Annotated in this window: 23 protein-coding genes and 1 riboswitch; of the genes, 5 read left to right on the forward strand and 18 right to left on the reverse strand. The window is 69.6% G+C overall.

The window, feature by feature from the left end:
- Nucleotides 1-92: 92 nt before the first annotated feature.
- A complete protein-coding gene (locus ACIBVL_RS02030) occupies nt 93-890 on the reverse strand; it encodes a metallophosphoesterase (RefSeq protein WP_399090246.1) in 798 nt (265 codons plus the stop codon).
- 295 nt (nt 891-1,185) lie between these two features.
- On the opposite strand from ACIBVL_RS02030, the gene ACIBVL_RS02035 reads away from it, so the two are divergent.
- Nucleotides 1,186-2,982, forward strand: a complete 1,797-nt coding sequence (locus tag ACIBVL_RS02035; RefSeq protein WP_399090249.1) for an AMP-dependent synthetase/ligase — start codon at nt 1,186-1,188, stop codon at nt 2,980-2,982.
- Between the two features lie 13 nt (nt 2,983-2,995).
- Here ACIBVL_RS02035 and ACIBVL_RS02040 read toward each other — a convergent pair whose 3' ends face one another.
- Complete coding sequence (locus ACIBVL_RS02040) at nt 2,996-4,582, reverse strand: GMC oxidoreductase (RefSeq protein ID WP_399090252.1); 1,587 nt, start codon at nt 4,580-4,582, stop codon at nt 2,996-2,998.
- 104 nt (nt 4,583-4,686) lie between these two features.
- The gene (locus tag ACIBVL_RS02045) at nt 4,687-5,829 is read right to left on the reverse strand and encodes a glycosyltransferase family 4 protein (RefSeq protein ID WP_399090255.1); all 1,143 of its coding nucleotides are present in this window, start codon (nt 5,827-5,829) and stop codon (nt 4,687-4,689) included.
- 78 nt (nt 5,830-5,907) lie between these two features.
- Between ACIBVL_RS02045 and ACIBVL_RS02050 the strand changes: the two genes are divergently transcribed.
- On the forward strand, nt 5,908-7,146 hold the full coding sequence (locus tag ACIBVL_RS02050) for a glycosyltransferase 87 family protein (protein ID WP_399090258.1): 1,239 nt from the start codon (nt 5,908-5,910) through the stop codon (nt 7,144-7,146).
- Between the two features lie 239 nt (nt 7,147-7,385).
- On the opposite strand, the gene ACIBVL_RS02055 is transcribed toward ACIBVL_RS02050, so the two are convergent.
- The 5 genes from ACIBVL_RS02055 to ACIBVL_RS02075 form a co-directional block, all read right to left on the reverse strand.
- Nucleotides 7,386-8,576, reverse strand: coding sequence for a hypothetical protein (locus ACIBVL_RS02055; RefSeq protein WP_399090261.1), 1,191 nt, complete (start codon nt 8,574-8,576; stop codon nt 7,386-7,388).
- 39 nt (nt 8,577-8,615) lie between these two features.
- Nucleotides 8,616-9,638: an NlpC/P60 family protein gene (locus ACIBVL_RS02060; RefSeq protein ID WP_399090264.1), complete on the reverse strand. Its 1,023-nt coding sequence runs from the start codon at nt 9,636-9,638 to the stop codon at nt 8,616-8,618.
- 263 nt (nt 9,639-9,901) lie between these two features.
- Entirely contained in the window at nt 9,902-10,942 is a 1,041-nt protein-coding gene (locus tag ACIBVL_RS02065) for an NlpC/P60 family protein (protein WP_399090267.1), read from the reverse strand.
- A gap of 214 nt (nt 10,943-11,156) precedes the next feature.
- The gene (locus ACIBVL_RS02070; RefSeq protein ID WP_399090270.1) at nt 11,157-12,500 is read right to left on the reverse strand and encodes an NYN domain-containing protein; all 1,344 of its coding nucleotides are present in this window, start codon (nt 12,498-12,500) and stop codon (nt 11,157-11,159) included.
- 72 nt (nt 12,501-12,572) lie between these two features.
- The gene (locus tag ACIBVL_RS02075; RefSeq protein ID WP_055541554.1) at nt 12,573-12,812 is read right to left on the reverse strand and encodes a hypothetical protein; all 240 of its coding nucleotides are present in this window, start codon (nt 12,810-12,812) and stop codon (nt 12,573-12,575) included.
- Between the two features lie 169 nt (nt 12,813-12,981).
- Between ACIBVL_RS02075 and ACIBVL_RS02080 the strand changes: the two genes are divergently transcribed.
- The gene (locus tag ACIBVL_RS02080; protein ID WP_399090274.1) at nt 12,982-13,716 is read left to right on the forward strand and encodes a rhomboid family intramembrane serine protease; all 735 of its coding nucleotides are present in this window, start codon (nt 12,982-12,984) and stop codon (nt 13,714-13,716) included.
- Nucleotides 13,713-13,994, forward strand: coding sequence for an Lrp/AsnC family transcriptional regulator (locus ACIBVL_RS02085; RefSeq protein ID WP_089101146.1), 282 nt, complete (start codon nt 13,713-13,715; stop codon nt 13,992-13,994). Before ACIBVL_RS02080 ends, ACIBVL_RS02085 begins: the two co-directional genes overlap by 4 nt.
- 34 nt (nt 13,995-14,028) lie before the next feature.
- On the opposite strand, the gene ACIBVL_RS02090 is transcribed toward ACIBVL_RS02085, so the two are convergent.
- The 6 genes from ACIBVL_RS02090 to ACIBVL_RS02115 form a co-directional block, all read right to left on the reverse strand.
- A complete protein-coding gene (locus tag ACIBVL_RS02090; RefSeq protein WP_399090277.1) occupies nt 14,029-15,390 on the reverse strand; it encodes an aminotransferase class V-fold PLP-dependent enzyme in 1,362 nt (453 codons plus the stop codon).
- 164 nt (nt 15,391-15,554) lie between these two features.
- Nucleotides 15,555-15,671, reverse strand: a riboswitch (SAM riboswitch).
- Nucleotides 15,672-15,745: 74 nt separating this feature from the next.
- Nucleotides 15,746-16,810, reverse strand: a complete 1,065-nt coding sequence (gene trpD, locus ACIBVL_RS02095) for an anthranilate phosphoribosyltransferase (protein WP_399090280.1) — start codon at nt 16,808-16,810, stop codon at nt 15,746-15,748.
- 141 nt (nt 16,811-16,951) lie between these two features.
- Nucleotides 16,952-18,589 (reverse strand): cytochrome bc complex cytochrome b subunit, encoded by a 1,638-nt coding sequence (locus tag ACIBVL_RS02100; protein ID WP_399090283.1) that lies wholly within the window; start codon nt 18,587-18,589, stop codon nt 16,952-16,954.
- Nucleotides 18,586-19,647, reverse strand: a complete 1,062-nt coding sequence (locus tag ACIBVL_RS02105) for a Rieske 2Fe-2S domain-containing protein (protein WP_399090286.1) — start codon at nt 19,645-19,647, stop codon at nt 18,586-18,588. Before ACIBVL_RS02105 ends, ACIBVL_RS02100 begins: the two co-directional genes overlap by 4 nt.
- Entirely contained in the window at nt 19,644-20,456 is an 813-nt protein-coding gene (locus tag ACIBVL_RS02110; protein WP_399090289.1) for a c-type cytochrome, read from the reverse strand. The genes ACIBVL_RS02105 and ACIBVL_RS02110 overlap by 4 nt, the downstream gene beginning before the upstream one ends.
- A gap of 77 nt (nt 20,457-20,533) precedes the next feature.
- Nucleotides 20,534-21,154: a heme-copper oxidase subunit III gene (locus ACIBVL_RS02115; protein WP_399090292.1), complete on the reverse strand. Its 621-nt coding sequence runs from the start codon at nt 21,152-21,154 to the stop codon at nt 20,534-20,536.
- A 146-nt stretch (nt 21,155-21,300) separates the two neighbouring features.
- Here ACIBVL_RS02115 and ACIBVL_RS02120 point away from each other — a divergent pair, with 146 nt between their 5' ends.
- Nucleotides 21,301-21,702 carry a hypothetical protein gene (locus ACIBVL_RS02120; protein WP_399090295.1) on the forward strand — a complete coding sequence of 134 codons (402 nt, stop codon included), beginning with the start codon at nt 21,301-21,303 and terminating at the stop codon, nt 21,700-21,702.
- Between the two features lie 15 nt (nt 21,703-21,717).
- Here ACIBVL_RS02120 and ACIBVL_RS02125 read toward each other — a convergent pair whose 3' ends face one another.
- The 4 genes from ACIBVL_RS02125 to coxB form a co-directional block, all read right to left on the reverse strand.
- Nucleotides 21,718-22,980: an Ig-like domain-containing protein gene (locus ACIBVL_RS02125; protein WP_399090298.1), complete on the reverse strand. Its 1,263-nt coding sequence runs from the start codon at nt 22,978-22,980 to the stop codon at nt 21,718-21,720.
- A 130-nt stretch (nt 22,981-23,110) separates the two neighbouring features.
- The gene (locus tag ACIBVL_RS02130) at nt 23,111-23,509 is read right to left on the reverse strand and encodes a cytochrome c oxidase subunit 4 (protein ID WP_399090301.1); all 399 of its coding nucleotides are present in this window, start codon (nt 23,507-23,509) and stop codon (nt 23,111-23,113) included.
- Nucleotides 23,506-25,242, reverse strand: coding sequence for a cytochrome c oxidase subunit I (gene ctaD / locus ACIBVL_RS02135; protein ID WP_399090304.1), 1,737 nt, complete (start codon nt 25,240-25,242; stop codon nt 23,506-23,508). The genes ACIBVL_RS02130 and ctaD overlap by 4 nt, the downstream gene beginning before the upstream one ends.
- On the reverse strand, nt 25,239-26,198 hold the full coding sequence (coxB, locus tag ACIBVL_RS02140) for a cytochrome c oxidase subunit II (RefSeq protein WP_399090307.1): 960 nt from the start codon (nt 26,196-26,198) through the stop codon (nt 25,239-25,241). Before coxB ends, ctaD begins: the two co-directional genes overlap by 4 nt.
- Between the last annotated feature and the right edge of the window lie 86 nt (nt 26,199-26,284).

Below are 26,284 nucleotides of genomic sequence, written 5' to 3' on the forward strand. Positions count from 1 at the left end.
GTAAAGGTACGTGTGTGCAGCGTGAAGGCTACCGCGCGCCCGACCAGCCGAGTTCACCCGGCGTCAGGTCACCGAAACGCGTCTTCGCCGGCTCACCACTGAAGTGCCCACGGCCTGCCGGTCCCGGCGAAGTGCCCGACGTTCACGCATTCGGTCGCGCCGATCCGCATCCGCCGGGCCAGCGGCTGGTGGACGTGTCCGAAGAGGGAGTAACGCGGGCGAGTCCGGCGAATCGCGTCCAGCAGCGCGCGGCTGCCGCGTTCGAAGCGGCGTGCGACGGTGTCGTAGACGAGTTCCGGCACCTCGGGCGGGATGTGGGTGCACAGCACGTCGACCTCGCCGACGGCCTCGATCTTGGCCGCGTACTCCTCGTCGCTGATCTCGTACGGGGTGCGCATCGGCGTCCGCAGGCCTCCTCCGACGAAGCCGAAGACGCGGCCGCCGATCTCCACCCGCTGGCCGTCCAGGACCGTCGTGCCCTCTCCCGCGTACTCTGGCCACAGGTGCGGCATGTCGACATTGCCGTACGTGGCGTAGGTCGGGGTCGGGAACGCCGGGAACAGCTCGGCGTACTGCCTGCGCACGGCCTGTTCGATCAGCGCGGCGCGGTCGCCGTCGATGCCGCCCCACAGGCGGGCGCCGAGTTCGCGGGCCTCCTCGAAGCGGCGGGCGGTGCGCAGTTCGACGATTCTGTCGGCGTTCTCCACGCCGAAGAGGTCGGGGAAGATTCCGCGGGAGTGATCGGCGTAGTCCAGGAAGAGGACGAGGTCGCCCAGACAGATCAAGGCGTCCGCACCCTCTCCGGCACGGGCCAGGTCACGGGCGTTGCCGTGCACGTCACTGACTACGTGAATGCGGGTCCTGCGGCTGTCGGAGGGTGTGGATGCCATGTCGATCAAGAGTAAGGGTGTGCGGCATACGTGAACAGTGACGGCGGAAATAGCGGTTACTGGCCAGTCAGTAAAGGGGTGGACTACTGTGCGCGAGGAAACACCAATCTGTGTGACGCAGCGAACATCTCGTCGGACCCCCCTGTCGAAGAAGCCATACCGGCGGGTAACGTCCGGGCCGTCCAGTCGTGCTCAGGATTTCAACGACCGAGTTCCTGAGCGCAGCCCGAGCCTTGGACCGCACCGTCGCATCGCACAACGTCGTGGCGCCGGCGCCCTATGAGGAGCAGCAGTCTTGCGCGAGTTCAGCCTTCCGGCTTTGTACGAGGTCCCTGCGGACGGCAATCTGACCGACATCGTCCGCAGAAACGCCGCGCAGCATCCAGACGTCGCCGTCATGGCCCGAAAGGTGGGCGGTGCCTGGCAGGACGTGACCGCCACGGTCTTCCTGGCCGAGGTGCACGCCGCCGCCAAGGGCCTCATCGCCTCGGGTGTCCAGCCGGGCGACCGGGTCGGCCTGATGTCGCGCACCCGTTACGAGTGGACGCTGCTCGACTTCGCGATCTGGTGCGCGGGCGCGGTCACCGTGCCGGTGTACGAGACCAGTTCTGCGGAGCAGGTGCAGTGGATCCTCTCCGACTCGGGCGCGACCGCGATCGTCGTGGAGCTGGACAACCACGCCGCCGCCGTCGAGTCGGTGCGTGACGCGCTGCCCGCGCTGAAGCACGTCTGGCAGATCGAGTCGGGGGGTGTCGAGGAGCTCGGGCGGCTCGGCCAGGACGTCTCCGACCAGACGGTCGAGGAGCGCGGCTCGCTCGCCAAGGCCGACGACCCGGCGACCATCGTCTACACGTCCGGCACGACCGGCCGGCCCAAGGGCTGTGTGCTCACCCACCGCAGCTTCTTCGCCGAGTGCGGGAACGTCGTGGAGCGGCTGCGTCCCCTCTTCCGTACCGGCGAGTGCAGCGTCCTGCTGTTCCTGCCGCTCGCGCACGTCTTCGGCCGGCTGGTGCAGATCGCCCCGATGATGGCGCCGATCAAGCTCGGCACGGTCCCGGACATCAAGAACCTCACCGACGAACTGGCGTCCTTCCGGCCGACGCTGATCCTGGGCGTGCCGCGCGTCTTCGAGAAGGTCTACAACTCGGCGCGCGCCAAGGCGCAGGCCGACGGCAAGGGCGCGATCTTCGACAAGGCGGCGGACACCGCGATCGCGTACAGCAAGGCGCTGGACCTGCCGTCGGGCCCGCCCCTCGGCCTGAAGATCAAGCACAAGGTCTTCGACAAGCTGGTCTACAGCAAGCTGCGCGCGGTGCTCGGCGGCAAGGGCGAGTACGCGATCTCCGGCGGCGCCCCGCTCGGGGAGCGTCTGGGGCACTTCTTCCGCGGCATCGGCTTCACCGTGCTGGAGGGCTACGGCCTGACCGAGTCCTGTGCCGCGACCGCGTTCAACCCCTGGGACCGGCAGAAGATCGGCACGGTCGGCCAGCCGCTGCCGGGCTCGGTGGTGCGGATCGCGGACGACGGCGAGGTGCTGCTGCACGGCGAGCACCTGTTCAAGGAGTACTGGAACAACCCGGCCGCGACCGCCGAGGCGCTGGCCGACGGCTGGTTCCACACCGGTGACATCGGCACCCTGGACGAGGACGGTTACCTCCGGATCACCGGCCGCAAGAAGGAGATCATCGTCACCGCGGGCGGCAAGAACGTCGCCCCGGCCGTGATCGAGGACCGTATCCGCGCGCACGCGCTGGTCGCGGAGTGCATGGTGGTGGGCGACGGGCGGCCGTTCGTGGGCGCGCTGGTCACCATCGACGAGGAGTTCCTGGGCCGTTGGGCCGCCGAGCACGGCAAGCCGGCGGGCTCCACCGCGGCGTCGCTGAGCCAGGACGCGGACCTGCTGGCCGCGATCCAGTCGGCGATCGACGACGGCAACGCCGCGGTGTCGAAGGCGGAATCGGTGCGGAAGTTCCGCATTCTCTCCTCCCAGTTCACGGAGGACTCGGGCCATCTCACGCCGTCGCTGAAGCTCAAGCGCAACGTCGTGGCGAAGGACTACGCGACGGAGATCGAGGCGATCTACGCGAAGTAGTCCCCGAGTCGGCTCATGGCGCGGTGTCCTCGGCGAGGACCCGCGCCATCGTGCGTTCGGCGAGCGCGGTGATGGTGACGAACGGGTTCACCCCGATGTTGCCGGGCACCAGGGAGCCGTCGGTGACGTACAGCTTCGAATACCCCTTCACCCGGCCGTAGTTGTCGGTCGACTTCCCCAGCACACAGCCACCGAGCGGGTGGTACGTGAAGTCGTCGGCGAAGACCTTGTTGGAGGAGCCGAAGAGGTCGTACCGGTAGATCGTCGAGTTCGCCGAGTTGATCCGGTCGAACAGTTTCTTCGCCATGCTCACGGAGACCGCGCTCTGGGCCGCAGTCCAGCCCAGCTTCACTCCCCCTGACGAGGCGTCGTACGTGAAGGCCGCCCGCTGCGGGTTCTTGGTGATCGCCAGATAGAGGCTGACCCAGTGCTCGAGTCCCGTCGGCAGCGGGGCGATCTCGGCGAAGACGGGGTTGTCGGTGTTGGCCCAGTCGTCGATGCCCATCACCGGCATGGTCGACTGGTTGGCTCCGACGGTGTCCCAGAGGTGGTTGGCCCGCCCGAGCATCACGTTGCCGTTCGTGCCCCAGCCGGTGCCGACGCTCGCGTCGAGCGCCGGGAGCGTGCCCGTCTCCCGGGCCCGCACCAGCAGTTCGCTCGTCCCCAGGCTGCCGCCGCCGAGGAACAGGTACGTGCAGCCGTACTGCTTGGTCTCGACGACCGCGCCGGTGCCGTCGATGCGGTCGGCGGTCAGCAGCCAGGTGCCGTCGCTCGCCCGGCTGATCGACCTCACCTTCTCCATGGTGTGGAGGGTGACGTTCCCGGTGCCGAGGGCGGCGGCCAGATACGTCTTGTCGAGGCTCTTCTTGCCGTAGTTGTTGCCGTAGATGACCTCCTGCCCGAGGGCCGACTTGGTGGCCGTCCCGGCGGCCTCGCGCTGCATGTAGCCGAAGTCGTAGACGCTGGGCACGAAGGTGGTCTTCAGACCGGTGTTCGCCGCGTGCTTCCGGGAGACCCGGCTGAACTGGTACCACTCGGTCGCCTCGAACCAGGCGGGGTCGACGGTGTTGACGCCGAGCATGGCGCGGGCGCGTGGGAAGTACGTGGAGTACATCTCCGTGACGTCGACGGTCGGGAACTGCTCGGCGAAGTAGGACCGGAGCGGGGTGACCGCCATCGAGCCGTTGACGAGGGAGCCGCCGCCCACGCCGCGGCCCACGAAGACGGACATGTTGGCGAAGTGCACCCGGTCCAGGACGCCCGGGTAGGGACTGATGTCCTTGTTGACGACGTCCAGCCAGAGGAAGGTGGCCAGGGGCGCCTCGGTGCGGGTGCGGAACCACATGGACCGCTGGTCGGGGTTGGCGGTGTTGCAGAAGACCTTGCCGTCGGCGCCGGCGGTGTTCCACAGCCGGCCCATCTCGAGGACGAGGGTGCGGATGCCGGCCTGGCCCAGGCGGAGGGCGGCGACGGAGGCGCCGTAGCCGGAGCCGACGACGATCGCGGGGGCGGACTCGACCGCGGCGGGCTCGGCCGCGCGGGCCGACTGGAGACCGACGCGGGTGAAGCCGAGGGTGGCCGCCGTCTGGAGGGCGGCCATACCAAGTATGTGACGTCTCGTCAGCTGACGCTGCATCAGTTTTGCTGTCATGTGCGCAGCATCGGCGGATTGCCGCCGTCCGGCTAGAGCAAAAGGGGAAAAGTCTAGAGCAATGTTTTCAACCGCTCCGCGAGCAGGTCCCACCGCCACTTCTCCTCCACCCACTGCCGCCCCCGCTCCCCCATCCGGCGGCGCAGCTCGGCGTCCCCGAGGAGGGCGGTGATCCGCTCGGCGGCGTCGGCCGGGGAGCCGCCGCGCACGACCCAGCCCGTCTCCCCGTCGAGCACGGCGTCGGGTGCCCCGCCCGAGTCCCCGGCGACGACGGGCAGCCCGGTGGCGGACGCCTCCAGGTAGACGATCCCGAGCCCCTCGACGTCCAGCCCGCCCCGCCGGGTCCGGCACGGCATCGCGAAGACGTCGCCGGCGCCGTAGTGCGCGGGCAGCTCGGCCCAGGGCACCGCCCCGGTGAACCGCACGGACGCGGCGACCCCGGTCTCGTGCGCGAGCCTGCGCAGATCCTTCTCGTACGGCCCGCCCCCCACGATCAGCAGGACGGCGCCCGGCTCGGCGGCCAGGATCCGGGGCATGGCCAGGATCAGCGTGTCCTGGCCCTTGCGCGGCACCAGCCGCGAGACGCACACGACCACCGGCCGGTCGGTCAGCCCGAGCCGCGCCCGCACCGCGTCGCCGCCCGACCCGGGGTGGAAGGTCTTCTCGTCGACGCCCGGCGGCAGCTGCACCATCCGCCCGGCCGCCCCGGCGCTCAGCGCGGTCGCTATCCGCGAGCGCGTGTACTCGCCCAGGTAGGTGATCGTGTCCGTGGTCTCCCCGATCCGCCCCAGAAGCTGCCGGGCGGCGGGCAGCTGCGCCCATCCGGCCTCGTGCCCGTGGGTCGTCGCGACGAGCCGCTCGGCGCCGGCCCTGCGCAGCGCCGGCGCCATCAGCCCGAGCGGCGCGGCCGCCCCGAACCACACCGACGTGCACCCGTGCTCCCGCAGCAGCCCGACCGCCCGCCGGGTCGCCCCGGGCGTCGGCAGCAGCATCGTCGTGGAGTCCCGTACGACGGTGAAGGGCTGCTCGGCGTCGAAGGCGGCCGTCGCCTCGACCCCCTCCCGGCTCCGCTTCCAGGTCGAGGCGTAGACGACGAGGCGGTCGGGGTCGAGCCGGAGCGCCATGTTGTGCAGGAACGCCTGGATACCGCCGGGTCGGGGCGGAAAGTCGTTCGTCACGATCAGGGTCTTGTGCATCGAGGCCGACTGTATCCAAACGCCACGCACAGCCGCTCGGGGCGGCGGCTCACAGCAGGGCGGGGAATCATGGGCCTCATGACGACGAAGGACGCGAGGCCACCCCTGGCCTCGCTGCTGACGACCTGGGGCGTGACCCGGCTCGCTCTGCTGCTCTTCGTCTTCCAGGTGCTCGTCTTCCCCGGCCCGGACGTCACGACCGACGTGTCGTCCATCTACCAGGGCTGGTACGACGTCCTGCGCACCGGCACGTTCCCGCAGTCCGACGTCACCTGGCAGTACCCGCCCGCCGCCGCCCTCGCCATCCTCTCGCCCGGCCTCCTCCCCTTCCTCGACTACGCCTCCGCCTTCTTCGTCCTGGCCTTCCTCGCCGACCTGGCCGTCCTCATGCTGCTGCTCAACGCCGGCCTGCGGCCCGGCCGCTCGCCGCGCGGCGCCTGGATGTGGGTGGCGGGCGTCCCGCTGCTCGGCCCGACGGTCTACTCCCGCTACGACGTGATGGTCACCGCCGTGGCGGTGGCCGCGCTGCTCGCGGGCGCCCGGCGCCCGCGGGTGATGGGGGCGCTGACGGGGTTCGCCGCGCTGCTGAAGGTGTGGCCGGTGCTGCTGCTGGCGGGCGCGGTGCGGCGCCGGGCGTGGGGCGCCGCGGCGGTGACGGCCGCCGCGCTCTCGGGTCTGTTCGCCCTGCTGATGCCCGGCGCCTTCGCCTTCCTCACCTTCCAGCGGGACCGGGGCACCGAGGTGGAGTCGCTGGGCGCCCTCGTCTTCCACGTGGCCCGGCAGTTCGGCTGGCGGGGCAGGGTGCTGCTGAACTACGGCTCGGTGGAGTTCCTCGGTCCCTACGTCCAGGTGGTGAGCGATCTCGCGCTGGGTCTGACCGCGCTCGCCCTCGGCTGGCTGCTGCTGTGGCGGCTGAGGGCGAAACGGTTCGCACCGCACACGCTCGCGGACGCGGCGTTCACGGCGGTGCTGCTGTTCACCGTCACCAGCCGGGTGATCAGCCCCCAGTACCTGGTCTGGCTGGTCGGTCTCGCGGCCGTCTGCCTCTGCTTCCGCGCCGGCCCGATGACCCGCCCGGCGGTGCTGGTCCTGGCCGCGTCGTCCGTGACGGTGCTGGAGTTCCCCGTCCGGTTCGCGGACGTCGTCGACAGCACGCCCTTCGGCGTGGCCCTCCTGTCGCTGCGCAACGGCCTCCTGCTCACCGCCGCGCTCTGCGCCGCCGTACGGCTGTGGCGCTCGACGGTCCCCGAGCCGGAGGAGGCCCCCGTCCTCGATCAGTCCGCGCGTCCCAGCGAGACCGCCGCCGCGTCCTCCTGACGCAGGAGGCCCCCACCGCCGGCAACGCCGCCAGGCACACGCCCGGCAGCCCGAGCCCCGACAGCGCGTGGACGAGCGGCAGCCGAACGGCCGTACCGGGCGGGGTCATCCGCAGCAGCACCGGCGCCGAAGGCGGCCATGATCCAGGGGCCCCGACGAACAGCGGGACCGCCGCGACGAGCCCGACGGCCCCGACAGGACCACGGCCTGCCGTCCGATGGCCCGCCGCTGGTCCTCGATCAGCCCAGTTGATCCCGCACATACGTCCGCCAGTTCGCGGTGAACTCCGTCAGGGACACGCCGAGCACGTTCCGCAGGGCGCCCTCGACGGCTCCCGCCCGCTCCTGGTGCGCGCCGACCGCCCGGTAGAAGGCGTCCAGCTTCACCTCGCCCCACCGCTCGGCGATCATCCGGCAGGCCAGCCAGCCGCCCTCGTACGCCCGGGCCAGCCTGGCCGGGTCGCCGGAGAACCCGAAGTCGGCGTCGGTGGGCAGCCCGGCCGGTAGGCCGCCCTCGGCCACGGCGCTCCGGAGCTCGGGCGCGACCTGCGGCGGGGTGCGCCCGGTGCCCCGGTAGCCGACCCAGTCGGCGTATCCCTCGGACAGCCACAGCGGGGTGGCGGCGTTGGTGTGGGCGCGGGTGGCGACATGGGTGGTCTCGTGGGTGAGGACGACCTGCCTTCCGACCGAGCCGAGCAGGGCGTAGGCGTCGGGGTTGACGACCACCCGGTCGGCCGGTGCCTTCGTCCGGCCGCCGGTCTCCCCGGTGGTGACCGCGGCGATGCCCCGGTAGGAGGAGGCGGGCGAGCCGAGCAGCCCCGCCATGCCCTCCAGCGACCGCGGTACGAGGACGACGACGTGCCCCGCCCAGTCCGTACCCCAGGCCGCCGACACCGCGGGGACCGCGTCGTCGGCGAGGTCCGCGAAGGAGCGCAGCCGCGCCACGGGCTGTCCGACCCCCAGCACCAGGCTGTGCTCGCCGTGCACGACGGCCACCGTGCCCTCGTCCCACAGCTGCTCTCCCGCCTTCCGCGCGGGCTTCTCGGAGGTCACGGACCACGACCCGCCGGCGTCCCGGGTCAGGCGCAGGACGCGGCCCGCGGTCACCGGGGCCCTGTCGTAGCCCTCGACGCGATAGCTCAGCTCGGCGTCGGCGGTCAGGGAGTCCCCGTCCCGGCGCACCGCGGTCACCTTGTACGACCAGGCCGCCAGCGGCAGGGCCTTCAGGTCGGTGTAGCCCTCGGGGGTGCCGGTGGCGGCGTACGCCGGCGCGTCGTGGTGCAGGACGGCCGCCGCCCGCCGGTCCAGCACCCGCTGCACCTCGGCCTTCGCGGTGTCGGCCGCGGGATTTCCGCCGCAGGAGACCAGCGAGACGAGCAGCAGACAGAGCCCCGGCACCCCGGATCCGCGCACCCGCCCACGACCAGCCATCCTCCTGATCGTACGGCGGCCCGCACGAACGGGTCGCGGTCAGGGCCTGGTCACCGAGGAGACCGGCATCATCCCGACCGGGTCGTAGCGCACCGGCGCGCCCGGGTAGGGAGCGTGGATGACCTGGCCGTTGCCGGCGTACATGCCGACATGGCTGGCGTCCGAGCGGTAGGTGACGATGTCGCCGGGCTGGGCCTGGGAGAGCGGCACCGGACGGCCGGCGTGCGCCTGGGCCTGCGAAGTGCGGGGCAGGGACACCCCGGCCTGCGCGTACGACCACTGCACCAGGCCCGAACAGTCGAAGCCGGAGGGGCCGTTGGCGCCCCAGATGTACGGCTTGCCGAGCGCGGAGCGGGCGGCGGCGAGGGCGGCGGCCGCGCGGCCCGAGGCGGGGACGGCGCCCGCGAGGTCGGGCATGTCGAAGCGGCCGGAGCGGGAGGCCCGGTCGTAGGCGGCGCGTTCGGCGGTCGGCAGGGCGTTCAGCAACTGCCGGGCTCTGGCGAGCTTCCGCTCGACGGTCCGCTTGTGGCCGGCGACGGCCTTGCGGCTCCTCTCCAGCTCGGCGAGCTTCCGGGCGGCCTCGGTGCGCTCCTGTGCGAGCTCGCGCATCGCGTCCTGGAGTTCCCTGAGTTCACCGGCCTGGTGGGTGGTGATCCGGTCGAGGACGGAGGCCTTGGCGAGGTAGTCGTCCGGGTCGTCGGAGAAGAGCAGCGCCAGGGACGGGTCGAGGCCGCCCGAGCGGTACTGGGCACCGGCCAGCGAACCGAGCGTCTCGCGCAGGTCATTGATGCGCCCTTGCTGCCGCGCGATATGGTCCTGCGCGTCGCCCACCTCCCGGCGCAGGGCGCCGGCGCGCTCACCGGCCTTGTTGAAGGCCTCGGTGGCTTGCTCGGCCTCCTCGTAGAGCCGGTCGACCTCGGCGCGGGTGTCGTCGTGCGGCGCGGCCGAGGCCGGTACGGCGGTCAGGGCGCCGAGTGCGGCGGCCGCGGCGGACAGCACGCCCAGGGCGCTGGTGGCGCCCCGGTCGAACCCGGACGGTGCAAGGCGGCGATGGGACCCCACGGGAAGCCGCGCTCCTTCCACTGGCGGACAGGGACCGTCCCCCCGTGGCGGGGGCCCGGGAGGAAACGCGGCAGACAGTAGCCCCGTGTCGAGGGGCGGGCCAAAGACCTCGGCGGGCACACACAGTGACGCCCCGCCGCTGACGCAGGTCACCGGCGGGGCGTGGGGTCACATCGTGTTGTCGCAATTCGCCCGTTCGGGCGGTGTCGTGTCCTGATCTTGGAACGGAGCCGTGGGAGTGACGAACCCCCGGGGCTCGAGCGTCAGACGCGGACGCCGAACATGAACGGGCCGCCGATCGTGCTCATCGACTCGTACCGGACGACGGTGCCGGTGCGCGGGGCGTGCAGGATCTGGCCGTTGCCCGCGTAGAGGCCGACGTGGTGCAGGTCGTTGAAGAAGAACACCAGGTCGCCGACCTTGAGGTCGCTGACGGAGTAGATGCGCGTGCCGAAGTTGGCCTGCGCCTGCGAGGTCCGGGGTATGGAGACGCCGGCCTGGGCGTAGGCCCAGGAGGTGAGACCCGAGCAGTCGAAGGAGTTCGGGCCGGACGCGCTGTAGACGTACGGCGAGCCGAGCTTGGACTGGGCGGCGGCGAACGCGGCTGCGGCGCGGCTGGAGGCGGAACCCGTGTCGCCGAGGTCGACACGCTCGGCGGAGGAGCGGCTGGCGCGGTCCTGCTCGGCGGCCAGCGCGGCCTTCTCCTTGGCGGTCAGCGAGTTGAGGAGCTTCTGCGCCTCGGCGAGCTTGCCCTGCGCGATCTTCTTCTGCTTGGCCAGCTCGGTCCGGGTGGAGGCGAGGTCCTTGAGCTTCTCGGAGGCCTCGGAGCGCTCCTGCGCGAGCTCTCGCTGCTTCTCCTGGATCTTCTTCAGCGCCTCGACCTGCTGGGCGCTGAGCTGGTCGGCGGCGGACGCCTTGTCCAGGTAGTCGTCGGGGTTCGACGACAGGAAGAGCTGGAGGGAGGAGTCGATGCTGCCGGTGCGGTACTGGGCGGCGGCCGCCAGGCCGATGGAGTCACGCAGCTCGTTGAGCTCCTCCTGGCCGCGGGCGACGTTGTCCTGGATGGTGGAGATCTCCTTCTGGAGCTTCTCCTGCTTCTCCTCGGCCCCGTTGAGCTTCTCGGTGGCCTGCTCCTGCTCCTCGTAGAGCTTGTCGACCTTGGCCTTTACCTCGTCCTTGCTGAGCTTCTCGCTCGGCGCCGCGTTGGCGGCCTGGGAGCTCAGAGCGACGGCAGCGGCGGCTGCGGTGGTCAGCACGGTCACGCGTGCGCGACTCGGCTGCTTGGGTCGACGGTGGGACGCCACGGAGACGGGCTCCTTCTTTTGAGTGATCACCCGTGTGGAGGTTCGAGCACCAGACCTTAGTGACCTCGCCGTGATCAGATCAAATCCCCCGGCGCAAAAATCACGTTACGCAACGCAGTTTTTCCCGGGAACTCACGTGCGGTGATACGTGATTGACGCTACGTTGCGTGACGATCCCGCTCAATTCAGGCATTAAACCTGCAACTTCTCCCTTTCAGGACAGTCTCTTCAGAAGTACCGCGGAAGCCACCGGCCGGGCCCCCGCCTTCGCGATCCCGTCGGCGACCTCGCGGTCGGTCGAGGCGACGATGACGGGCCGGCCCGGCGGCTCGGCGCGCACCAGCTGGCGGATCAGCTCGTCGGCGGTCACGCCCGCCTTGGAGAACAGCACCCGCACCCCGCGCGGCGGCGCGAGCAGCACCGGAGCGGCCAGTTCGGCCCCGTCGAAGACACAGGTGACCTCGGCTCCGGTCTGCGCGGCGAGCGCCGAGAGCTGCCCCAGCAGCCGCAGCCGCTGCTTCTCCAACGGCATCTGCGGATAGCCGGTCTTGGTGACGTTGTAGCCGTCGACGACCAGATGCGCCTGGGGCAGTGCGAGCAACTGGTCGAGAATGGCCGGATCGTTCTCCGAAAGGGCGCGCGCGGCGATGTCCTTCGGGGTCATGCGCCCCGGTTCGACCGCGTCGACGGTCTCCGCCGGCCGCACCGACACCGGCGGCAGGGCCAGTTCGCGGCGCAGCCCCTGGGCCGCGTCGAGTACGGTGTCCAGCAGCAGCCGCAGCCGCATGTCCTCGACGCTGCGCCCCTCACGGGCCGCCCGCCGGGTGGCCTCCAGGGCGGCCTCCGCCTCCCCCAGGCGCGCCTTCAGCCGCCGGGACTCGCTCTCGGCGGCGGACACCTGTGCCTGCCCCTCGGCGCGTACGGCCTCGATCTCGCCCTGCACCTTGCGCAGCGCGGCCTCGCCGCGCTTGACGTCACTGAGGGCCGAACGCAGCTTGCGGTGAAGTGATTCCGCTTCCTTCTTCGCCGCGTCCAGCTCGGTCCGCAGCCGCTCGGTGTCCAGCCGGGTCTGCTCGCGGGCCTGCGCGAGCTCCTCGCGCAGCCGCTCCAGTTCGGCCCGGCTCTCCTCGTCGGCGCGCTCGGCGTCCGCCCGCTGCGCCTCCTCGCCGGCCGCGGTCACCAGCTTCACCCAGCCGACGGGCCGCAGCACATAGGCCGCGGCCGCCACGTCGAGCGGGTCCGCGGCCGGGGTCGGCGAGCCGGAGTCGAGAGCGCCGGAGAGCTCCGGCTGGGCTTCTCTGTACTTCTCGGCGATGCGCTGCCGGAACAGCGGATCGGTCTCCAGGGCGGCCGCCATCGCGTTGCCCGCGAACTTCGCCCGCCGATTGGGGGCGAACCGGGCGTACTGCCTCAATTGAGCGGGAAGTTCGCCGACGGTCAGACCACCGAAGCCGTCGGAGACGATCTGCACGACCCGGCGGCGCACTCCGTCGGGCAGCGGACGGTCGAGCACCTCAGCGGCGCCGTCGCCCGGCCCCCCGCCTGCGCTCTCCACCATCCGTCTCCACCCCAATACTGTGCGGGCCCCTCGCCCACTCTCGACTTCGCTCGAGCGGGGGGACCCCCACCGTCAGGAACCGGCGCCCGGCCGATCCACGAGTTCCACCTGGTCCACGGCGTTGCACCAGCGGCACCGCACCGACTCGATGGTCTCACTGACCACCTCGCGCTCCTCCACCTTCGGCTCACCGGCGAGATCGAGGTGGACGTACTCGACGACCTTCGACGAACGCGTCACGTCGAACCGGGTGAGGTTGCCGCAGAGGGTGCAGCGCCACCGCGTGGTGGCGGTCGGCAGGGGAACCGTCATCGTGACTGTCCGCTTCCTTCTAGTGTCGGTCTTCCATGCGGGTCGCGCCGGAGGCTCCCCGCTGTGCATGGCTCGTAACCCTACGGCCTGCCACGTCCTCGCCGCCCATCCGTCCACGGCGGCGAGGCGATATGGGCTGGTGCGTCCCCTTACGCCATGCTCTGTGTCCATGATCGGCAACTGGAGCGGGACCGTCCGCAGAGCACTCCGCAGCCCCTCGGCGCCGGTGACGTACGGACTGATCGCCCTGTGCTGTCTGGTCTTCGTGATCGGCCCGGCCTCGGGACTCAATCCGGCGTACGGCTCCGGCGACGAGCTGTTCGCCGCACGGCGGGCCTACTTCCGCCGCTGGGGCGTGGTCCCGGCGGAACTCTTCGCCGGCTCCGCGCGAGCCACCCTGACGCCCGCCACGGCTCTCTTCGTCCACGGCAGCTGGGTGCACCTCCTGGGCAACATGCTCTTCCTCTACGTGTTCGGGGCGATGACGGAGGACCGGATGGGCCGCGTCCGGTTCATCCTCTTCTACTCCGGCTGCGGCTACCTGGCCCTGCTGGGGTACGCGGCCGCGCACGCCGCGTCATCGCAGTCGCTGGTGGGCGCCTCCGGGGCGATCTCCGCGGTCCTCGGCGCCTTCCTGTACCTGTTCCCCCGGGCCCGCGTCACCAGTCTCCTGCCGTTCCTGTTCTTCCTGCCGCTGCGGTTCCCGGCGTGGGTCGTGCTGCCGTTCTGGGCGGCGCTGCAGTGGGTGGCGGTGGGGCAGGCCACCCAGGGGCCCGGGGTGGCCTATCTGGCGCACGTGGTGGGCTTCGGGCTGGGCTTCGCGTGCGCGTGGGCCCGTTTTCGTCCTGCGACTAGAGTGAGGGCCGCCCCAGCTCCGGCTCCCGAGGGAGAGAACCAGCCGTGATCACCGCGATCGTCCTCATCAAGACCAGCGTGGACCGGATCCCCGAGATCGCTGAGCGGATCGCCGCGCTGGATTCGGTGAGCGAGGTGTTTTCCGTGACCGGCACGTACGACCTGATCGCCATGGTCCGGGTGAAGCAGCACGAGGACCTCGCGGAGGTCATTCCGGGGAGCATCAGCAAGATCCCCGGGGTGGAGGCGACGGACACGCACGTGGCGTTCCGCACGTACTCCCAGCACGACCTGGAGGCGGCGTTCGCGATCGGTCTCGACTCCTGACCGTCCGAACCCCGCCTCCGGCGGACAAGCCCGACTAGACCGCGGGGACGCAGCGGCCGTCCTGCGTCCTGTACGTCCACCGCGCGCCGTCCGTCACCAGCTCCCGCACGGCCTCGACGAAGCGGTCCACGTGTTCGTCGGGGGTTCCGGCGCCGAAGCTGACACGGATGGCGTTGAGGGACTTCTCGCCCGGGGCCGCCTCGGGGGCGCCGCACTCGCCCTGGGTCTGCGGGTCGCCCCCCAGCAGCGCGCGGACCAGGGGGTGGGCGCAGAAGAGGCCGTCGCGGACGCCGATGCCGTACTCGGCGGAGAGGGCCGCCGCGAAGTGGGAGCTGTTCCAGCCCTCGACGACGAAGGAGATCACTCCGACCCGCGGGGCGTCGTCGCCGAACAAGGACAGCACCTTGACCTGCGGGACCTCGGCCAGGCCCGACCGCACCTTCTCGATCAGGTACCGCTCGCGGGCGACCAGGGTGTCGAAGCCGGCCTCGGTGAGGGCCTTGCAGGCCGAGGCGATGGAGTACGCGCCGATGACGTTCGGGGAGCCGGCCTCGTGGCGGGCCGCGTTCTCGTGCCACTCGACGTCCACTCCCCCGTCCTCGCGCCGGGTGACCTTGCGGCTGGCACCGCCGCCCGCGAGATACGGATCGGCCGCGCGCAGCCAGTCGGCCCGGCCGGCCAGGACGCCGGAGCCGAAGGGGGCGTAGAGCTTGTGGCCGGAGAAGGCGACCCAGTCGACGTCCAGGTCACGGACGGACACGGGGTGGTGGGGGGCCAGCTGGGCCGCGTCCAGGACGATCCGGGCGCCGTGGGCGTGCGCGGCGGCCGCGAGCTCGCGTACGGGCCACAGCTCGCCGGTGACGTTCGAGGCGCCGGTCACGCAGACCAGGGCCGGGCCGTGCGGGTCCCGGCCGGCGAGCGCGCGCTCCAGGGTGGCCACCGCCTGCCCCGGGGTGCGCGGGGCGTCGAGGTAGGTGACGCGGGCGTCCGTCCAGGGCAGCAGCGAGGCGTGGTGCTCGGTCTCGAAGACGAAGACCTGGCAGCCGGCGGGGAGGGCCCTGGCGAGGAGGTTGAGGGAGTCCGTCGTCGAGCGGGTGAAGACCAGCTGGTCGTCGGGGCGGCAGTCGAGGAACTCGGCGACCGTGGCGCGGGCGTTCTCGAACAGGTCCGTCGACAGCTGGGAGAGGTAGCCGGCGCCGCGGTGGACGCTGCCGTAGTAAGGGGCGTAGGCCGCGACGTCGTCCCAGACGCGCTGCAGGGCGGGGGCGCTGGCCGCGTAGTCGAGGGCCGCGTAGGTGACCTCGCCGCCCGTGACGAGCGGAACGGTGACATCCCTGCCCAGAACGGGCAACGGGGAGCAAATGGTCTGGGCGACGGCAGCGGTGGAGACGGACATGGGGGAACTCCCGTGAGAGGCAGGGGGAACCGCCGTGCGAGCGGGTGTGGCTCCAGCACGGAGGAAGGGGAAAGGGGATGCGGAGGCGGGGCTCTACGCCCTATCGCATTCGCTTGCTCACGAGAGACTCCCTCGAACGACCCAGGACCCCTGGTCTCGCGAGGGGTCCGCGCTTGCCGTGGACCTTGCTGTCCACGGCCTGGTCTTCACCCGGGGCACCCCGCCACGGACGGAGGGTTGCCGGACAGTCGGCCGGGGCCTCATGACTGTCACTCATGACCTGGTACAGGAACGTACGTGAAGTGATCGCGGTCCCGCAACTCGTGTCCGGATGACGGGACCGCACCACCGACGGCTACGCGTTGCTGGCGGCCACCCAGCGGTCCAGCGTCCGCTTGGCGGCGCCCGAGTCGAGGGACTCGGCCGCCCGGTCCATGCCGGACCGGATCTGCTCGGCGAGCGTGCCCGTGCCCGGCTCCAGGGCGACCAGCGCGGCCGCCGAGTTCAGCAGGACGGCGTCCCGGACCGGGCCCTTCTCGCCGTCCAGCAGGCGGCGGGCGACCTCCGCGTTGTACGACGGGTCCCCGCCCCGCAGGGCCTCCACCGGAACCAGCTCGATGCCGACGTCACGCGGGTCGAAGGCCTCCTCGGTGACCTTGCCGTCACGGACCACCCACACCCGGGAGGTGGCCGTGGTGGTCAGCTCGTCGAGGCCGTCGTCACCCCGGAACACCAGGGAGGAGTTCCCGCGCTCGGCGAAGACGCCCGCGACGACCGGCGCCATCCGCGGGTCCGCGACCCCGACCGCCTGCGCCCGCACCCGGGCGGGGTTGGTCAGCGGGCCGAGGATGTTGAACACCGTGCGGATGCCCAACTGCCCGCGTGCGGCGCCCGCGTGGCGCAGCGCCGGGTGGAACTTGATCGCGAAGCAGAAGGTGATCCCGGCCTCCTGGGCCACCTCGGCCACCCGCCGCGGGGTCAGCTCCAGATTGACGCCGAGCTTCTCCAGGACGTCCGAGGCGCCGGACGCGGAGGAGGCGGCCCGGTTGCCGTGCTTGACGACCGTGGCGCCCGCCCCGGCGACGACGATCGCCGACATGGTGGAGATGTTGACGGTCTTGGCGCCGTCGCCGCCGGTGCCGACGATGTCCACGGTCCGCCCGGGCACCTCGATCACGTTGGCGTGCTCGTACATGGCCCGGACGAGCCCGTTGATCTCCTCGACGGTCTCGCCCTTGGCCCGCATGGCCACCACGAACCCGGCGATCTGCGCGTCCGTCGCCTCGCCCTGCATGATGCGGTCCATCGCCCACGCCGTGGCGTCGGCGCTCTGGTCACGGCCGTACAGCAGGGCGTTCAGCACCTCGGGCCAGGAACGGCCCGCCGCGGTGTCGCCTCCAGCGGGGGTCACAGCGCTCATCAGCCGCTCCTGGGTGTCGTACCGGTCGAAAGGTCTCTCGTCGGAGAGTGCGATCCCACCCTATCCAGCCGCAGGGCACGGCGAAGGGCCCCGTCCGAACACCGGACGGGGCCCTCTGCGTGGCGTGGCGACGCCGGACGATCAGTGGTGGCCGTGGCCGCTCGTGATCTCCTTGTACTCCTCGACGGTCGGCTTCGGGATCTGCTGGTCCTCGCCGAAGTACGCGTCGCTGATCTTGGCGCGCAGCTTCTCGGACCGCTTGATCTTGCGCTCGACGCCGTTCTCGTCGACGGCCGGGCCGATCGCGGCCGGCTCGTACTGCTCGTGCGCCGTGAGGGTGTGGAGCTGTTCCTGGCTGAGCGGCTCGTGGACCTCGATGAACTCACCGTGCGGCAGGCGCTTGATGGTGCCGGTCTCGCGACCGTGCAGCACCTTGTCCCGGTCGCGGCGCTGCAGGCCGAGGCAGATCCGCTTGGTGAGGATGTACGCGATGACCGGTCCGACGAAGAAGAAGATCCGGACGAACCAGGTGATCGAGTTGATCGACAGGTGGAAGTGCGTGGCCCACAGGTCGTTGCCACCACCGACCAGCGTGATCATGTACATCGTGACCCAGGCGGAACCCAGCGCGGTGCGCGTCGGGGCGTTGCGCGGGCGGTCCAGGATGTGGTGCTCGCGCTTGTCGCCCGTGATCCACGACTCGATGAAGGGGTAGAGCGCGAGCGCCGCGAGGACGACACCGAACAGGACCAGCGGGATGAACACGCCCAGGACCAGGGTGTGGCCCCAGATGTTGATCTCCCAGCCCGGCATGAAGCGGATCAGACCCTCGGCGAAGCCCATGTACCAGTCGGGCTGGGCGCCGGTCGACACCTGGTCCGGACGGTAGGGACCCATGGCCCAGATCGGGTTGATCTGCGCGATGCCCGCGATGAGCGCGATGGCGCCGAAGACCAGGAAGAAGAAGCCTCCGGCCTTGGCCATGTACACCGGCAGCAGCGGCATGCCGACGACGTTCTTGTTGCTCTTGCCGGGCCCCGCGAACTGCGTGTGCTTGTGGTAGAAGACCAGGATCAGGTGGCCCACCACCAGGCCGAGCATGATGCCCGGCAGCAGCAGGATGTGGATCGAGTAGAACCGCGCCACGAAGTCGTGGCCCGGGAACTCCCCGCCGAACAGGAACATCGAGATGTACGTGCCGACGATCGGCATCGACAGGATGGCGCCCTGGGTGAAGCGGACACCGGTGCCGGAGAGCAGGTCGTCCGGGAGCGAGTAACCGGTGAAGCCGGTGAACATGCCCAGGACGAACAGCAGGAAGCCGAACAGCCAGTTGATCTCACGCGGCTTGCGGAACGCGCCGGTGAAGAACACGCGCATCATGTGCACGAACATGCCGGCGAGGAAGATCAGCGCCGCCCAGTGGTGGATCTGCCGGATGAGCAGACCGCCGCGCACGTCGAAGGAGATGTGCAGGGTCGAGCTGAACGCCTCGGACATCAGCTGTCCCTGGAGCGGGACGTAACTGCCGTGGTACTCCACCTCGTTCATCGACGGGTGGAAGAACAGCGTCAGGTACACACCCGTCAGGATGATGATGATGAAGCTGTACAGGCACACTTCGCCCAACATGAACGACCAGTGGTCGGGGAAGATCTTGCGCATGTTGGCCTTGGCGAGGGAGTAGATCCCCAGCCGGCCGTCGGCCCAGTCGGCGATCCGCTCGCCGGCCGGCGCCTTCCCGCGCTCGCGGGCCTCGTTGTTCTCTGTGGTGCTCATCCGCGCTCCCAGAAAGCAGGACCGACGGGCTCTTCGAAGTCGCCGAGCGCCTCGAGGTAGCCCTCGTCGTTCACACCGATGCGCAGCTGCGGCAGGGCGTGACCGGCGGGGCCGAAGATCACTCGGGCACCGTCGGAGAGGTCGAAGGTGGACTGGTGGCAGGGGCACAGCACGTGGTGCGTCTGCTGCTCGTACAGGGAGATCGGGCAACCGACGTGGGTGCAGATCTTCGAATACGCCACGATGCCCTCGTGCGACCACTCGAGCTCGCGCTTGTCCTTGATGTTGTCCGGCTGCAGCCGGACGATCATCAGGGCCGACTTGGCGATCTCGTTCTGGAAGTCCTCGTCGTGCTCCTCCAGGCCCTCGGGCTTGCAGAAGGTGAGCGAACCGACGGCGACGTCCGAGGGACGCAGCGGCTCGTTCGTGTTCATGTTGACGAGGAGCTTGCCCTTGGCCCACAGCGTGTGGCGCAGCTTGTCCTCGGGCAGCGGGCCGAGGTCGCGCAGCAGCACGACACCGGAGAGCGGCACCAGGGTGAGCGCGCCCAGCATGGTGTTGCGGATCAGCTTGCGACGGCCGATCGCCGACTCCTTGGCGCCCTGCTTGAAGTCCGCGTGGACCTTCGCACGGACCTCGGGGTCGGCCGCGATCGCGTGACGCTCGTCGGCGACCTCGACGTCCGACATCAGGGTGCGGGCCCAGTGGACCGCGCCGGCGCCGATGGTGAACAGCGCCGTGCCCAGCGTCAGACCCAGCGCGAAGTTCAGCGCGCTGAGGTGGCCGATCGGGAACACGAAGATCGACTTGTCGGCGGGGATCGCCACATAGGAGGCGATGAAGCCGACCGTGGCGAGCATCGAGAGCGTGAACAGGAAGGCGACGGCACGCTCGGACCGCTTGGCGGCCCGCTCGTCGATGTCCTGGACACGGTGCTCGTGGGGCGGCAGCCCGGGGTCGGCGAACGGGTTCTTCTCGTCCGCGACGCCTACCGCCGTACCGTGGGCGTGGCCCTGCTCAGCGGGCAGGTTCTCTTCTGGAATGTCTTGGCTACTCATGACTTCTTGGCCTTTGCGGTCCGAGCGGCGACCCAGACGGCGACAGCGATCAGGAGACCGAGACCGAAGATCCAGGCGAACAGGCCCTCACTGACCGGCCCGAGGCCGCCCAGCTTCAGACCACCGGGGTTGGTCGTCTCGTCACCGTTGACCGCGTGCAGGTACGCGATGATGTCCTTCTTGTTCTGCTCCGACAGCGTCGTGTCGGGGAAGGAGGGCATGTTCTGCGGGCCGGTCTGCATGGCCTCGTAGATGTGCTTCGGGTCCACGCCCTCGAGCGGAGGAGCGAACTTGCCCTTGGTGAGGGCACCACCCTCGCCGGTGAAGTTGTGGCACTGCGCGCAGTTGGTGCGGAACAGCTCACCGCCCTTGGCGATGTCGGCGCCCTCGGGGCCGTACTCGGCCTCGGTCGGGATGTTGGGCCCGGCGCCCAGGGAGGAGATGTACGCGGCCAGCTGGTCGATCTCGGCCTGCGTGTAGATGACCTTCTTCTTCGGCACCTGAGCGCCCTGGGAGGTCGCCGCCGGCATGCGCCCGGTGCCGACCTGGAAGTCGACGGACGCGGCGCCCACGCCGACCAGGCTCGGACCGTCGGAGCTGCCCTGACCTGCGGTGCCGTGGCAACTGGCGCAGCCTACGGCGAAGAGCTTCTTGCCCTCGTCGATGGCCAGGGACTGGGCGGTTTCATCTGCCTGCGCCTTGCTCGCGGGCGCGAACGCGGCGTACAGCCCCCCCGTGCACGCCAGCGCGAGGAGTAGGACGACGAGCGCCGCCAGCGGATGGCGTCGTCGTACGGAGAGCTTTTTCACGGATTACCCCGGTGTCAGGATCTTCTGCGTCGATGCTTCTGGGTGGTGCGCTTCTGCGGCGCTCGGAACGGGCCCGGCTACTTGATCATGTAGATCGTGGCGAAGAGGCCGATCCAGACGACATCGACGAAGTGCCAGTAGTAGGACACGACGATCGCGGCGGTCGCCTGCTCATGGGTGAACCTCTTGGCCGCGTAGGTCCGTCCGAGGACGAACAGGAAGGCGATGAGCCCGCCCGTCACGTGCATGCCGTGGAAGCCGGTGGTCAGGTAGAAGACCGAGCCGTACGGGTCGGAGGAGAGCGAGAGCCCGTCCTTCTTCACCAGCTCGGTGTACTCGTAGATCTGACCGCCGATGAAGATCGCACCCATGATGAAGGTGATGATGAACCAGCCCCGGAGCTTCTTCACGTCACCGCGCTCGGCCGCGAAGACGCCGAGCTGACAGGTGAGGGAGGAGAGCACCAGGATCGTGGTGTTCGTGGCCGAGAACGGGAAGTTCAGGGCCTCGGCCATTTCCTTCCAGTGCTCGGTACCCGTCACCGAACGCAGGGTGAAGTACATCGCGAAGAGGGCCGCGAAGAACATCAGCTCGGAACTCAGCCAGATGATCGTTCCGACGCTGGTGAGGTTCGGCCGATTGACCGACGGGTGCGCGTGCCCGGTATCTACTGTCGTTGCTGTCGCCACGACCGACATTATGTCGGTCGCTTATCTCGCGCTCACTCCGGGGGGTGCCGTTCGGAGTGTCTCTCCCCTCGGTACCGGTGTTGACGTGGTGTTGAACGGAGTAACATCCGGCTCAACTGGCCTGTCCGTACGACGCTGACGTCTTCGGAGGAACAATGCAGCCGACCGCCACGGTGCTGGTCTACAGCGACGACTCCAACACCCGAGAGCAGGTGCGGCTCGCCTCCGGGAGGCGGCCGGCTCCTGATGTGCCCGTGGTCGAGTTCCTGGAGTGTGCGACTCCCGACGCGGTCGTCAGGGAGCTGGACAAGGGCGGGATCGATGTCTGCGTCTTCGACGGCGAGGCCGTGCCCATGGGGGGTATGGGCATGTGCCGGCAGATCAAGGACGAGGTGTTCCAGGCGCCGCCGGTGCTGTTGCTGATCGCTCGTCCTCAGGACGCGTGGCTGGCGACGTGGAGCCGGGCCGACGCGGCGGTGACGTTGCCGGTGGAGCCGGTGGAGTTCGCGGCGGCGCTGGCCGCCCTGTTGCGGCAGAAGAGGCTGCTGAGCGCCTGAGGGGGCGCAGGCGGGTCACAGCGCCGCCGGCCGGAGGGTCGACGTGTCCGGCCGGGTCTTGTGCTTGCCGGTGGTCAATGCGCTGCCTTCCCTCCACTTCGGCCAGTCCAGGTTCCAGTCGCCGAAGCCGTTGCCGAACGGTTCCATCGTGTGGCCGTGGCTGTTGATCACCTTGACCACGTCTCCGGCGCGGACGTGGTCGAAGAACCAGGCCGCGTTGGATGTGCTCATGCCGGTGCAGCCGTGGCTGACGTTCTCGTAGCCCTGGGAACCCACCGACCAGGGGGCGGCGTGCACGTACTCGCCGCTCCAGGTGACCCGGGTGGCGTAGTAGACCGGGAGGTCGTACGAGTCCGCGGAGCCCTCGGCGATGCCGACCGTGGTGCCCCGCATACGGACGTAGTACTCCTTGCCCAGGACGACCTTGACCCCGTTGCGGGTGTCGAAGCCGGGCTTGCCGGTGGTGACGGGGATGGTCTTGATCACCTCGTCGTTCTTGTAGAACGTCAGGGCGTGGGACGAGGCGTCCGTGACCGCGATGACGCGGTCGCCGATGCCGAGTTCGACGTCCTTGGAGCCGGAGCCCCACAGGCGGTCGCTGATCCTGATGCCGTCCAGGTTGCTGTGGGCGCGGACGGTGGCGTGGGCGGGCCAGTAGTCCTTGGGGCGGTAGTGGAGTTCCTTGTCGTCCACCCAGTGCCAGGCGCCCTGCACGGAGGGCGTGGCGTCGACCTTGAGGCCCCGCTCGACTATCGCCCGTTGGACCGGGTCCTTGACCGGCTCGCTCAGCTTGGCGGTGACGGGCTGGCCGACGCCGTACGTGCCCGAGTCCGGGCCGAACTCGACCGCCAGGCGCTTCTTGCCGTTGGGCTTGCCGGTGTCGAAGGTGAGGACCTTGCGGCCGGGGGCTCCGTCGGCGTCCTCGGTGCTCACCCGGACCGTGTAGTGGGCGTCTGCGGCCAGCGGCTCGGTGCTGTGCCAGCGGCTGCCGTCGGCGGAGAGTTCGCCCGCCACATAGCGGCCTGAGGCGTCCACGGCGGTGACGTCCGTGATGGGCTCGTCGGAGTCCTCCGCGACGATCTCCAGGGGCTGGTCCGGGTCGGCCTTCTTCCTGCCGTCGCCGTCGGGGCCGTTGAAGGAGATCTGGTCGCTCGCGTCGTAGGGGCGTGAGGCGAGGGGATCGCCGTCCGAGGCGCAGGCGGTGACGACGCCCGCTCCGAGGGCGATCACCAGCGCCGTGCGGCTGACGACTGTGCGGGGGCGGGGTGTGTGGCTCATGGCTTCACGCTAGGGAGCCACGTCAACCGCGGCGCGCTGGACGCCACGTATGGAGGACGGTGATTACGGCATAAGGAGGAGCCCGGACTCTCCTGGCGGAGTGTCCGGGCTCCCGTGCGCTCAGCGCGTGTTACTGGGTGCGGTTCTCACCGCGGTAGTACTCGAAGACCCAGCCCCACAGGCCGATCATGATCAGCGGGACGGAGAAGTACAGCAGCCACCAGCCGACCGCGACACCCAGGAAGGCGAGGGCGCCGCCGATGCCGAGCGACAGCGGCTGCCAGCTGTGCGGGCTGAAGAACCCGAGCTCGCCGGCGTCGTCCGCGACGTCCGCTTCCTTGTTGTCCTGGGCACCCGCGTCCACCCGCCGGGCGGTGAAGCCCAGGTAGAAGCCGATCATGATGGCCAGACCGAAGGCCAGGAAGAGGGCCGTCGTACCGGCCGGCTCCTTCGACCACACGCCATAGACGATCGCCATGACGAGCAGGAAGACGCTCAGCCAGATGAACATCTTGCCCTGGATCTTCACTTGCCGGCCTCCTTGCTGCCCGCGATGGCGCTCGCGCCGTGACCGCTGTGCTCCAGCTGCTCGAGCGCGGCGATCTCCGGGTGGTGCAGGTCGAACGCCGGGGATTCGCTGCGGATCCGCGGCAGGGTGAGGAAGTTGTGGCGCGGCGGCGGGCAGGAGGTCGCCCACTCCAGGGAGCGGCCGTAGCCCCACGGGTCGTCGACACCGACCGGCTTGCCGTACTTGGCCGTCTTCCACACGTTGTAGAGGAACGGCAGGATCGACAGACCGAGGACGAACGAGCTGATCGTCGAGATCGTGTTCAGGGCGGTGAAGCCGTCGGCCGCCAGGTAGTCGGCGTAACGGCGCGGCATGCCCTCGGCACCCAGCCAGTGCTGCACCAGGAAGGTGCCGTGGAAGCCGATGAACAGCGTCCAGAAGGTGATCTTGCCGAGGCGCTCGTCGAGCAGCTTGCCGGTGAACTTCGGCCACCAGAAGTGGAAGCCGGCGAACATGGCGAAGACGACGGTGCCGAAGACGACGTAGTGGAAGTGCGCCACCACGAAGTAGGAGTCGGAGACGTGGAAGTCCATCGGCGGCGAGGCCAGGATGACGCCGGTCAGGCCGCCGAAGGTGAAGGTGATGAGGAAGCCCGTCGCCCAGAGCATCGGTGTCTCGAAGGACAGCGAGCCCTTCCACATCGTTCCGATCCAGTTGAAGAACTTCACGCCCGTCGGGACGGCGATGAGGAACGTCATGAAGGAGAAGAACGGCAGGAGTACGCCACCGGTGACGTACATGTGGTGCGCCCACACCGTCACGGAGAGACCCGCGATGGCGATCGTCGCGGCGATCAGGCCCATGTAGCCGAACATCGGCTTGCGGGAGAAGACCGGGATGATCTCGCTGATGATGCCGAAGAACGGTAGCGCGATGATGTACACCTCTGGATGGCCGAAGAACCAGAAGAGGTGTTGCCACAGCAACGCGCCGCCGTTGGCCGCGTCGAAGACATGGGCACCGAACTTGCGGTCCGCCTCCAGGGCGAACAGCGCGGCCGCCAGGACCGGGAAGGCCAGCAGGACCAGGACACCGGTCAGCAGCACGTTCCACACGAAGATCGGCATGCGGAACATGGTCATGCCCGGTGCGCGCATGCAGATGATCGTGGTGATGAAGTTGACCGAGCCGAGGATGGTGCCGAAGCCGGAGAAGGCCAGACCCATGATCCACATGTCGGCGCCGATGCCCGGGCTGCGGACCGCGTCCGACAGCGGGGAGTAGGCGAACCAGCCGAAGTCGGCCGCACCCTGGGGGGTGAGGAAGCCGCCGACGGCGATCAGCGAGCCGAACAGGTACAGCCAGTAGGCGAACATGTTCAGCCGCGGGAAGGCGACGTCGGGCGCGCCGATCTGCAGCGGCATGATCCAGTTCGTGAAGCCCGCGAACAGCGGGGTCGCGAACATCAGCAGCATGATCGTGCCGTGCATCGTGAACGCCTGGTTGAACTGCTCGTTCGACATGAACTGCAGACCAGGACGGGCCAGCTCGGCGCGCATGAACAGCGCCATCACGCCGCCGATCATGAAGAACGCGAAAGACGTGACCAGGTACAACGTACCGATGGTCTTGTGGTCGGTGGTGGTGAGCCACTTGACCACGACATTGCCGGGCTGCTTGCGCCGGACCGGCAGCTCGTTCTCGTAGGAGCCTTCAGCTGCCGCGGCACCCTGGGGTTCGTTGAGGATGCTCACAGGTTGTTCGTCTCCCGGTTCTTCTCATGGGCGGTCTGCTCGATGCCCGCGGGAACGTAACCGGTCTGCCCCTTCTTGGCGAGGTCCTTGAGGTGCTGCTCGTAGCGCTCGGGGGAGACGACCTTCACGTTGAACAGCATCCGGGAGTGGTCGACGCCGCAGAGCTCGGCGCACTTGCCCAGGAAGGTGCCCTCCTTGTTGGGGGTCACCTGGAAGGCATTGGTGTGGCCCGGGATGACGTCCTGCTTCATCAGGAACGGCACCACCCAGAAGGAGTGGATGACGTCACGCGAGGTGAGGACGAAGCGGACCGTCTTGCCCTCGGGGAGCCAGAGGGTCGGGCCCGGGTTGTTGGTCTGCGGGTTCCGCTCACCGGGGACACCGCAGGTGTAGACGCCGCCCGCGTCGGCCGGGAAGTCCTTCTTGTACCGGTCCGGGATCGCGGCCAGGTTCTCGTCGGTCTTCGCGTCGCCGGTGGAACCTTCGACGTTCTCGATGTAGTTGAAGCACCAGCTCCACTGGAAGCCCACCACGTTGACCGTGACGTCGGGCTTCTTGTCGAGGCTCAGCAGCTTCGACTCGTCGCGTGCCGTGAAGTAGAACAGCACCGAGACGATGATGATCGGCACCACCGTGTACAGCGCCTCGATGGGCATGTTGTACCGGGTCTGCGGAGGAACTTCGACCTTTGTGCGGCTGCGCCGGTGGAAGAAAGCACTCCACAGGATCAGGCCCCACACCAGCACGCCGGTGGCCAGCGCGGCAGCCCAGGAGCCCTGCCACAGGGAGAGGATCCGCGGAGCCTCTTCCGTGGTCGGGGTGGGCATACCAAGGCGGGGGAAGTCCTTGTATGTGCAACCGGTGGCGGTCGCCAGGACCAGGCCCGCGGTCATTGCCTGCAGCAGCTTCCGCCGCATCGGGCGCCGCGGCGAGCGGTCGGAGCCGTTGGGACTCACGTAGCGCCTTCCCGAGAGTCTCGCCCGCGCGGATTGGCTGCGGCCTTCTCGCTGGTCGGTCGCCGCCCTGCGTCGGGCAGGGGTTT

Source organism: Streptomyces sp. NPDC049687 (genome assembly GCF_044465285.1).
In the GTDB taxonomy this organism is placed as follows: Bacteria; Actinomycetota; Actinomycetes; order Streptomycetales; family Streptomycetaceae; genus Streptomyces.

Bases quoted from the DNA above. Each gene is read 5' to 3' on its own strand.
- ACIBVL_RS02080 (WP_399090274.1), top strand. From the start codon at position 12,982: ATGATCGGCAACTGGAGCGGGACCGTCCGCAGAGCACTCCGCAGCCCC.
- ACIBVL_RS02050 (WP_399090258.1), top strand. From the start codon at position 5,908: ATGACGACGAAGGACGCGAGGCCACCCCTGGCCTCGCTGCTGACGACC.
- ACIBVL_RS02125 (WP_399090298.1), bottom strand. From the start codon at position 22,980: ATGAGCCACACACCCCGCCCCCGCACAGTCGTCAGCCGCACGGCGCTG.
- ACIBVL_RS02055 (WP_399090261.1), bottom strand. From the start codon at position 8,576: ATGGCTGGTCGTGGGCGGGTGCGCGGATCCGGGGTGCCGGGGCTCTGT.
- ACIBVL_RS02030 (WP_399090246.1), bottom strand. From the start codon at position 890: ATGGCATCCACACCCTCCGACAGCCGCAGGACCCGCATTCACGTAGTC.
- ACIBVL_RS02040 (WP_399090252.1), bottom strand. From the start codon at position 4,582: ATGGCCGCCCTCCAGACGGCGGCCACCCTCGGCTTCACCCGCGTCGGT.
- trpD (WP_399090280.1), bottom strand. From the start codon at position 16,810: ATGAGCGCTGTGACCCCCGCTGGAGGCGACACCGCGGCGGGCCGTTCC.
- ACIBVL_RS02090 (WP_399090277.1), bottom strand. From the start codon at position 15,390: ATGTCCGTCTCCACCGCTGCCGTCGCCCAGACCATTTGCTCCCCGTTG.
- ACIBVL_RS02070 (WP_399090270.1), bottom strand. From the start codon at position 12,500: ATGGTGGAGAGCGCAGGCGGGGGGCCGGGCGACGGCGCCGCTGAGGTG.
- ACIBVL_RS02100 (WP_399090283.1), bottom strand. From the start codon at position 18,589: ATGAGCACCACAGAGAACAACGAGGCCCGCGAGCGCGGGAAGGCGCCG.
- ACIBVL_RS02115 (WP_399090292.1), bottom strand. From the start codon at position 21,154: ATGTCGGTCGTGGCGACAGCAACGACAGTAGATACCGGGCACGCGCAC.
- ACIBVL_RS02105 (WP_399090286.1), bottom strand. From the start codon at position 19,647: ATGAGTAGCCAAGACATTCCAGAAGAGAACCTGCCCGCTGAGCAGGGC.
- ACIBVL_RS02120 (WP_399090295.1), top strand. From the start codon at position 21,301: ATGCAGCCGACCGCCACGGTGCTGGTCTACAGCGACGACTCCAACACC.
- ACIBVL_RS02075 (WP_055541554.1), bottom strand. From the start codon at position 12,812: ATGACGGTTCCCCTGCCGACCGCCACCACGCGGTGGCGCTGCACCCTC.
- ACIBVL_RS02045 (WP_399090255.1), bottom strand. From the start codon at position 5,829: ATGCACAAGACCCTGATCGTGACGAACGACTTTCCGCCCCGACCCGGC.